The sequence below is a fragment of the Verrucomicrobiota bacterium genome (assembly GCA_016871495.1).
GTDB lineage: Bacteria > Verrucomicrobiota > Verrucomicrobiia > Limisphaerales > VHDF01 > VHDF01.
The window spans coordinates 1-8,265 of record VHDF01000136.1 but is presented as its reverse complement, the minus strand read 5'-3'; the positions used below and the strand labels follow the sequence as shown (position 1 = coordinate 8,265).

Here is an 8,265-nt window from a genome sequence, read left to right as displayed (position 1 = left end):
CGGACATCAGCTTTTTCAAGACCGGTCTGCTCTGGAATTACCTGAACAGCGAGACGGTTTATCGGTGTCCGGCCTACACGAGCCGGAAATACAAGAAGGGCGTGACCTTCTGGGGACCGACGGATGGAAAAATTCCCGTCTGGAGCTACTCGGAAAACGGCCAGGCCGCGATGTCGTGCCAATCGAAATCCGCCCAGGCAAGCACGCCGAACAATTTTGACATCAAGCTGGGCAACCTCCGGACTTCTGCTTCGGGCACCGCGCTGCTGATGGAAGCCTTCAACAATGACGGAGCCGGTTTCGACAATTCCATCATGCTGTTCGACGGCAAGGCTCCGCCTGAGAAGCAGGATCACCTGGGCATCTGGCATGGCGGTGTGGGCACGATCACGTTCTTTGACGGCCACGCCGCCAGCATGAACTGGAGGAAGTACACCAATGCCGTGACAGGCTTCGAGAAGGCCAAGGAATTCTTTGGCGGATCCGTCGGATTTTACTGGCAATAACAACGAATCACTTCATCGCATTCGACATAGCAGGGTCAATCCCCGCTGCTGGAGTCGAGGGGTTAATCCCATTTAGATCCGGGCTCTTCGCGCACACGGCACGGCCGACTGAAACCCGGAGCAAGGCGCAATTGACTGGCGATTCTGAACAGCGCAAAGGGCACCAGGACCCAAACCGATGAGAGCCTGATCCTGGCCGACCATTCCATAGCGGCGAACCTGAATCCGCTCCATGACTGCATTCCGTGTCCGATCTGGTCCACAATTGCCGCCGCGGATGCGTTGACCGGCTGGTCGGCTGGTCGCTGAATAAAATTGCCAATTTGGCCTGAACCGGAGAGACTGGCATTATGACTTCCCGAGTTCATCCCTGCACTTTGCTCCTGGCTTTTTCTCTTGCGGTTCAGTTCGTCCCCTCTGCCACCTTGACTCGTGTTGATGCCGCGGACTCTCCGAGTCGGCATCGAGTCACAAAAGCGGATATCGACCGCTGGATGGTGGAATTATCCAACTGGGGTCGCTGGGGGAAGGACGACCAAAAAGGGGCCTTGAATTTAATCACACCGAAGGAGCGGAAGGCCGCGCTCCGGCTTGTCAGGGAAGGGGTCACCGTTTCGCTGGGCCACGATGCCGTGAAGGAAAAGGCGGCGGATTGCCTGACTCCTTATTCGCACCAAATGTTTCTGCCGCGTGGCGGTGATCCAGAAAGCGCCGGTGACATGATTGGGGTGAATTACCACGGCTATGTGCACACGCACATGGACGCGCTTTGCCACATCTTCTATCAAGGCAAGATGTACAACGGCAATACCACGGCCGATATCAAGGAGAGTGGCGCGCAGAAATGCTCCATCCTGGGTGTCAAGGATGGCGTGATGGGGCGCGCGGTTTTGTTTGATATTCCAAGACTCAAAGGCAAGCCTTACCTGGACCTCGGTGAAGCCATTTATCCCGAAGACCTCGAGGCTTGGGAAAAGAAATCAGGCGTCAAAGTTCGTCGGGGCGATATTGTCCTCATTCGCACTGGGCGCTGGGCGCGACGCGCGGACAAAGGGCCTTGGGATATGTCCGCCTTCGCCGGATTGCACGCCTCGTGCATGCCCTGGCTGAAGAAGCGCGATCTGGCGGTCCTGGGCAGCGATTCCGCCAGTGACGTCGTCCCTTCGCAGGTCGAGGGAGTTGCCATGCCGGTTCACCAACTGGCGGTCGTCGCCATGGGTGTGTGGATCCTGGATGTTCTTGATCTCGAACAAGTGGGTGTCGAATGCGAGACGAGAAAGCGATGGGAATTCCTGCTGACGGTCGCCCCGCTGCGCGTTCCAGGCGGGACGGGCTCACCGATCAATCCTATCGCAACTTTTTAGCGGCGATGTTTGATGGATCGGCAATCTCTGGAAGCTCGCCGGAAGAAGGGCTTCCTCGCAACGCTGCGCTGTTCGGGCCGACTGCCAACGTGGCACGATCCATTCACATTCGCTCACCAGGAAAACGGTCGTTGGTCATGCCCCTCGGACGTTCACGGTCGCTCTGATAGATTATGAAAAAGCTTCTGCTGCTGCTTTGTTTGCTCCGCTTGCTGGGTTCTTTCGGCAGTGCGTCCGCCGCCATGGATGTTCGCAGAGACATCGAGTTCGCCGCGTCAGGTGGTGCGCGACTTCTTCTGGACGCCTATATCCCGCGGGCTGACCGTCGCTCATTCCCGTGCATTGTATGGGTGCATGGCGGCGGATTCACTTCCGGCGACAAGGCGGGCTTTCCGCGCGCCCTTCTGGACCCCATTTTCGATGCGGGATTTGCGATGGTTTCGTTGAACTACCGGCTGGCTCCGAAGGATCCATTTCCCGCGTGTGTCGAGGACGTCGAAGCAGGCATAGCCTATGTGAAACAGCACGCGCGCGAGTTCAAAATCAATCCGCGGCAACTTGTGCTGATGGGTGAATCCGCAGGCGGATTGATTGTCTCGGTCGTGGGAGGACGTGCTCGTCCGGAAAATCGAGTTGCCGGCGTCGTTTCGTTGTATGGGGAACACGACCTCATCACCCGGGTGCAAGAGAATCCCTGCATCATGGATGGCCGGGCTGAACCGACGCCGCCGGGCGGATGTTTGTCACCCGGCTTGAAGGCGCTGTTGAATGTTGCGGATGCGTCGCCTGGCAACATGGAGGTGATCAAGAACGCATCCGCCGTGACCTATGTGCGGAAAGACATGCCGCCGTACTTGTTAATCCACGGAACGCGGGAATTTCACGTGCCATACGAACAAGCGGTGAGCATGCACGACCGGATGCACCGGGCGGGCGCGGATTGCACTTTGATTTCCATCCTGGGCGGTTCCCATGGGACGGGTGGCTGGGAAAAACTGCCGCAGGCGGCGGAGTACAAACGCCAGACCGTCGAATGGCTTCGAACGAAACTTCGCCTTGGAAACCGATCAACCCATTGATCAGGCGGACGTGCGCCGCCTGAACAGGTTCGAAACCTGAATCGTGGACACTCCTCAACCATCGCTCTACCAGCCCATGCGCGAGTTTCGCGCCAAGCTTGTATCCGGTAAATTCTGTCTTGGCGCGGGCATCACGCTGGCGGATCCGGTCGTCACGGAGGCCTTGGGGCCCAAGGTGGATTTCTTCTGGATGGATCTGGAGCATTCGCCTTTGAGTCTCGAAACGCTGACGTCTCACTTGATTGCCGCGCGATCCGTTGGAGTTCCGGCCATCGTGCGTGTTCCCGCGTCAGAACCCTGGTTCATCAAGCGGGTGATCGATAGTGGAGCGCCTGGCGTCATCATTCCCCAGATCCGAAATGCCGCGGAGGTGAGGAAGGTTGTGGACGCCTGCCGTTATCATCCGGATGGCGACCGCGGATACGGACCCCGGCGCGCGTCCAACTACGGTTACGACAAGGGCTATCTCGAGGCTGTCAACCGCGACCTTTTTGTCGCGGTTCAGATTGAGCATCGCGAAGCCTTGACGGAACTCGACGCGATCGCTGGCACGGCGGGGTTGGATTCGCTGGTCCTGGGCCCGTTCGATCTGTCCTTGTCGATGGGCATGCCCGGTCAGGTCAGCCACCCGGAGATTCGGACCGCTATTCGCCGGGTTGTTGAAATTGCACGCCGTCGGGGCCTGTTCGTCGGAATGGGCGGACCCGCAAATGAAGACTATGGACGACAGGCATTCGAATTGGGCGTTCAGTGGCTGCAGATTGGGAGTGATTTCGAATACATGCTGCAGTTCATGGACGGATTCCTGCCCAAACTTCCCTGCCGATCACCTTAGGAAAGTCGCGTGAATGCCACTTTGTTTCTCTTGATCTTGGGTTTCCTGATGGCATGGCTGAGTTCCCCGTCGGTCGAGGGGCAAAACCTGGTAGGTTCGTCTTCACCCCCTTTTCGGGATCGGATCCAACTTTGGCTTCGTGCGGAAAATCTTTCGGCGACCAATGGCCAGCTCGTGAATCTCTGGCCGGACATCAGCGGGAACAATCGCCACGCCGAACCCACCGGGACGCGGCTGGGAGGTGCGGGCACGGCGCCCGTCTATGTCTCGTCCAGTTCGATCAACGGCAGGCCCGCAGTCCGCTTTTCTCCATCATCCGGACTCGGAACTACCGGCAATCGCCCGCTGCCGATCAACGGCGACGCCGGTTTCAGCATCTTCATCGTTGTGAACCTGCAATATCAGGAAGGACAGAGCCGCGACGTCATCGTCGGATTCGGCGAAGCGTTCGATCCAACCAATTCGACCGGCAGCCGGCCTGCCGCGGCCCTGCTCGAGATTGACCGGACGTTTGAGGCCCGTCATCGGCTCGATCACGCGGGAGGCTTCAAACGCGATGCCTTGATCGGACGCCCGGGATCCTACGGCAATTTCTATGAGCTGCCTCAGGTCATTTCCTTGATCAAGAAACCCGGGTCAATGAAGGAAACATCCTCGATCCGAATCAATGGCGAACTCATCGACGAAACCCCGGCCTCCGGAACGTCCGAAAGCCCCGACTACAGGCATCGGAGTGATTTCGATGTCATTCTTGGACACGCCCACGCCGCCACTGGATCGCTCGAAGGAGACATTGCAGAGGTCCTGATTTACGACCTGGCTCTCAGCGACGAGGCGCGCCGGGCGGTTGAGACGGACTTGATCGGCCATTACGGTCTTGGGCAGGAGGATGCGATCGAAGACCTTGGTCCGAAATCCGAGGCCGACCCTCGGCGGAGGCATTGGGCGTTTCAAGTTCCGATTCGCCCTCGCGTTCCCGCCGTGGAGGGCAGTGCCGTCTCGAAGTTGGCGCCCATTGATGCCTTTCTTCTGGAGAAGCTCCGAGCCCGCGGTCTTGGATTCTCCCGAGAAGCGACCCGGGCAGCTTTGTTCCGAAGGCTGAGTTTTGATCTCACGGGATTGCCTCCGGATCCGGCGGCCAGCGAAGCGTTTGTTTCGAGCGACGATCCGCTTGCCTATGAGAAAGTGGTCGATCAATTCCTGGCGTCACCTCAGTTTGGCGAGCGCTGGGGCAGACATTGGCTGGATCTGGTCGGGTACGTGGATGTCACGGGTAACGACCAGAATGCGGAACAGATCATTCTCGGTCCCAGCAAATGGCGGTATCGTGATTACGTCATTCGCTCCTTCAATCAGAACCGGCCGTGGGACAAGTTCCTCGCGGAGCAGATCGCTGGAGACGAGCTGGTCGATTGGCGCACCGCCGAAACCTTCACCGATGATCACCGCGACGCGCTCATCGCCACGGGTTCCCTTCGCACGGCCATTGACGACACCCATGAGGTTGATCTGAACAAGCTCTCGTTTCGCTACCAGGTGATTCACGACACGGTTCAGATTCTGGGTTCAAGCCTGTTCGGATTGACGCTGCAGTGCGCCCGGTGCCACGACCACAAGTTCGATCCCATTCCGACGCGTGATTATTACCGGATCATGGCGCTCCTCACACCCGCCCTCAACGTTCGTGCATGGCTGCAGCCCAAGGACCGTGAGCTGCCCGATGTTTCGGCGCGCGAACAGGCCGAAATAACGGCGCATAACGCCGGTCTCGATCGAAAAATCAAACCCCTGGCAGAACTGCTGACGGCACTGCGAGCATCCTGCACGAATCGCATTGTCGAATTGCGTCTGCGGGAATTGCCTGAGGCAGCTCAGATCCATCTGCGGGAAGCCTTGGCCTCTCCCGCGGACAAACGATCGGCCGTGCAAAAGTCACTTCTTGCAGAACACGAAACGAGGCTCAAAATCACTCAGCCCGACCTGGATCGGGCGCTGACGGCGGAAGAAAACGGCATGGCCAAGGATGCTTCTGCCCAGATCGAGGAATTGGAAGGGCAACGCCGGCGATGGGGAACCATACGGGCGTTTTTCGAGAGTGGACCGCCTCCGCGTGATTACACATTTAGGCGGGGGGATTACGCCGCGCGGGGATCGAGAATCGGTCCGGGATTTTTGTCGGTCCTGTGCGATTCGGATTCCCAAGCCCGGCTGGAAGCGGTCCCGAAAGTTCCTGGCTCCAGTGGCCGGAGGCTGGCGTTCGCGCGGTGGGTCACCCATCCGCGTGGCGCGCCGGCCGGGCTGCATGCCCGGGTTTGGATGAATCGCTGCTGGCAGCAGCTTTTTGGCGAAGGCTTGGTCCCGACACCCGATAATTTTGGGGTGAAAGGGCTTCCGCCGGTGCATCCGGAGCTGCTCGACTGGCTCGCGCGGGAATTTATCGATTCCGGGTGGAACTTCAAAGGGATGGTGCGTCAAATGGTGACATCGGTTGCCTATCGGCAGTCCTCCCGCCGGCCCGAGGACCTCGGCGGCACGAGTTCCTCTCTGCGAGCCGATCCGGACAATGCCTTCCTTTGGCGCCAGCGAATGCGCCGGATCGAAGCGGAATCCATTCGCGACGCTCTTCTGGCCATCTCGGGAAGACTGGATTCATCCATGTACGGGCCGGCGGTGCCGCTCATCAATCTACCCGACGGTTCGGCCGCGCTGCCATCCGCCGACAAGCTGCCCACGCCAACCAGCCAATGGCGACGCAGCATTTATCTCATGGGACGCCGGAACTTTCATCTGCCCATCTTGGGAAGCTTCGACCAACCAGTCATCAATACCACGTGCTCACGCCGGATGAACTCTGCCGTCGTGCTTCAACCTCTCACCATGCTCAATGACCCGTTTGTGATTGAGCAGGCATCCTTATTTGCTCGACGGCTGTCCGCCGTTGAAAGCTCGGCGATGGATCGGATCACGTCGGCGTTTCGCCATGCTTATGGCCGGAAGCCGGAGCCCGACGAAATTGAGTCGGGCCTGAAGTATTGGAACGAACAAGTGGAGTTGCTGAAGACTTGCGGCCGAAGTTCGCCAGAAGCCGAACAACAAGCACTCGCTGATTTTTGCCAACTGCTGTTTAACTCCAATGAATTGCTTTATCTCGAATGAATCAAAGCCCAACTCCAAATTCCCAACCGTGGTGGTGCTTGGTATGACCGGCACATGAAAGAGGAGACCCAAGTCATGCCAGGAAAAATTCCCCCGGCTGGATTGACCCGGCGCGATTTGCTGCGTCGGACCGGCTTGGGGTTTGGTTGGCTGGCATTGACGCACCTCTTGGAGACGGGGGCGGCGGGTGAGGCCGCCGAGATTCCCCGGCTGGATCTGGCTCCGCGCCTTCCTTCGGCCCGGCCAAAAGCGCGGGCGATGATCATGCTCATGCAGACGGGCGGACCCAGCAACATGGACCTGTTCGATCGGAAACCTGAGTTGGAGAAGCGGTCGGGGGAGACACACGGCGGCCAGTTCGATACGTTTCAACAGGGCAACACCAACAAGTTGCTCGGGTCGGTGCATCCATTTCGTCGCTTCGGACGGTGCGGCGCCGAGTTGTCCGAGCTTCTCCCGCACACCGGCAGCGTCGCGGACGAACTCTGCCTTGTCCGCTCGATGGTCAGCGAGAACAACAACCACACGGAGGCCATCATTCAGTTTGCCAGCGGCAAGATTCTCCCGGGACGTCCAACTTTGGGCGCTTGGATCACCTACGGGCTTGGCTCCGTGAACGAAAATTTGCCGGGGTTTGTCGTGCTGCGCGATCCGGAAGGTTTCCCGACCAGTGGGAAGCTCATGTATCAGGCTGGATGGATGTCGCCAGTCTTTGGCGGGACGGAGTTCAATCCGGTTGGAACTCCGGTGCAAAACCTTGTTCCTCCGGCGGCAGTCCCAGCATCCGTCCAGCGCCACAACCTCGATTTCATTGCGCGTCTGAATCGGCGCCACCAGGCTCTTCACCCGGGCGAAGCCGAGTTGGATGCCCGCATCCGCAACTACGAACTGGCCGCGAGGATGCAACTCGAGTCGGTGAACGCGACGGATGTTTCCGGCGAATCGGAGCTGACGCGAGCGCTGTATGGGTTGAACAGCTCGAACAGAGCCCTGGCGAGCTACGGGAGGCGGCTGCTCTTGGCCCGGCGTTTGATCGAGGCCGGGGTTCGATTTGTCCTTGTTTTCGCACCCGTTAAGGATGCGAACTGGGATCACCACAGCGATGTGAGGGGAGGTTTGACGAAGGCCTGCGCTGCGACCGATCAGCCGGGCGCGGCGTTGATTCAAGATCTCCGCGCGCGCGGCTTGCTCGACACGACGATTGTTTTGTGGGGCGGCGAGTTTGGGCGTCTGCCCATCACTCAGGGGCAGGGGGGACGGGACCATAACCGGCACGCCGGCGCATTCTGGCTTGCGGGCGGAGGATTCAAACGAGGTTTTGCCTA

Annotated in this window: 5 protein-coding genes; all 5 read left to right on the top strand. The window is 59.1% G+C overall.

Annotated features, from left to right (window positions below; genetic code table 11):
- The first annotated feature begins 856 nt into the window (after window positions 1-856).
- Entirely contained in the window at window positions 857-1,870 is a 1,014-nt protein-coding gene (locus tag FJ404_18655) for a cyclase family protein (protein ID MBM3824872.1), read from the top strand.
- Between the two features lie 173 nt (window positions 1,871-2,043).
- A complete protein-coding gene (locus FJ404_18650) occupies window positions 2,044-2,949 on the top strand; it encodes an alpha/beta hydrolase (GenBank protein MBM3824871.1) in 906 nt (301 codons plus the stop codon).
- 43 nt (window positions 2,950-2,992) lie between these two features.
- Window positions 2,993-3,784, top strand: coding sequence for a hypothetical protein (locus FJ404_18645; protein MBM3824870.1), 792 nt, complete (start codon window positions 2,993-2,995; stop codon window positions 3,782-3,784).
- 9 nt (window positions 3,785-3,793) lie between these two features.
- Entirely contained in the window at window positions 3,794-6,940 is a 3,147-nt protein-coding gene (locus FJ404_18640; GenBank protein ID MBM3824869.1) for a DUF1553 domain-containing protein, read from the top strand.
- 54 nt (window positions 6,941-6,994) lie between these two features.
- Window positions 6,995-8,265, top strand: a 1,271-nt coding sequence (locus tag FJ404_18635) for a DUF1501 domain-containing protein (protein ID MBM3824868.1), incomplete at its 3' end; no start/stop codon positions are given.

What these genes read in the sequence shown, in the direction of transcription:
- FJ404_18650 (MBM3824871.1), top strand. Translation starts at nt 2,044, where the DNA reads ATGAAAAAGCTTCTGCTGCTGCTTTGTTTGCTCCGCTTGCTGGGTTCT.
- FJ404_18655 (MBM3824872.1), top strand. Translation starts at nt 857, where the DNA reads ATGACTTCCCGAGTTCATCCCTGCACTTTGCTCCTGGCTTTTTCTCTT.